1 protein-coding gene and 1 pseudogene are annotated in these 1,004 nt (G+C 62.3%); both read left to right on the plus strand.

Translation table 11 applies throughout. The annotated features are described in order from the left end of the window. Positions 1 to 74 precede the first annotated feature (74 nt). Positions 75 to 329, plus strand: a pseudogene (locus tag CDQ92_RS20665) (efflux RND transporter permease subunit); the annotation flags it as partial. 63 nt (positions 330 to 392) lie between these two features. Then, entirely contained in the window at positions 393 to 983 is a 591-nt protein-coding gene (locus tag CDQ92_RS20670; RefSeq protein ID WP_088444134.1) for a HupE/UreJ family protein, read from the plus strand. The last annotated feature ends 21 nt before the right edge of the window (positions 984 to 1,004 follow it).

The following is a 1,004-nucleotide window of genomic DNA, read 5'->3' on the forward strand; positions in this document are numbered from 1 at the left end:
GTCATGGTCGATGCACGAGGCGCCGGGCTATTGGCTGTCTCTTATACACATCTAGATGTGTATAAGAGACAGGCGATGGGGCGCTGACGCGTCTCCGCCCGGTGCTGATGACCGCGCTGGTCGCGAGCCTCGGTTTCGTGCCGATGGCGTTCAATGTCGGCGCCGGGGCGGAAGTGCAGCGTCCGCTCGCGACAGTGGTGATCGGCGGGATCGTCTCCTCGACGATCCTCACCTTGCTGATCCTGCCGGCGCTCTACCGCATGGTGCATGGCCGCCGCGCCAAGGACCAGAACCCCGAGCCCCCAGCGGCCGAGCCTTCACCGGCTTGACCGCTCGCCCCGCGCACCAGGCGGTGCGCGGGGCACCCTTCTTGACCTTTCAGGAGTCCCAAGATGCTTATCCGATCCATCGCGCCACCGGGCGGCGCCACGCGCGCAGCGCTGCTTGCGGCGAGCCTCCTTCTTCTCTGTTTTGCTGTCGGCGCCGAGGCCTGGGCGCATAATGTCGCCGAGGGCGACAAGGGCTATATCCGGGAAAGCAGCGGCATCCTCTTCTGGCCGTTCGTCTATCTCGGGGCCAAGCATATGGTCACCGGCTACGACCATCTGCTCTTCCTCTTCGGCGTCATCTTCTTCCTATACCGGATGAAGAACATCGGGCTTTATGTGACATTGTTCGCGGTCGGCCATTCGACGACGATGCTGTTCGGCGTGCTCACCGGCATCAGCGCCAATGCCTATATCATCGACGCGATCATCGGCCTCTCGGTCGTCTACAAGGCGCTCGACAATCTCGGCGCCTATCAGCGCTGGTTCGGCTTCCAGCCGAACACCAAGGCCGCGACCTTGATCTTCGGCTTCTTCCACGGCTTCGGCCTCGCGACCAAGATCCTCGAGTTCGAGATCGCGAGCGAGGGCCTCATCCCCAACCTGCTCGCCTTCAACATCGGGGTCTGTCTCTTATACACATCTAGATGTGTATAAGAGACAGGCATCGTTGCGCGC

The sequence above is a fragment of the Sphingopyxis bauzanensis genome (genome assembly GCF_002205675.1).
GTDB classification, from domain to species: Bacteria; Pseudomonadota; Alphaproteobacteria; order Sphingomonadales; family Sphingomonadaceae; genus Sphingopyxis; species Sphingopyxis bauzanensis.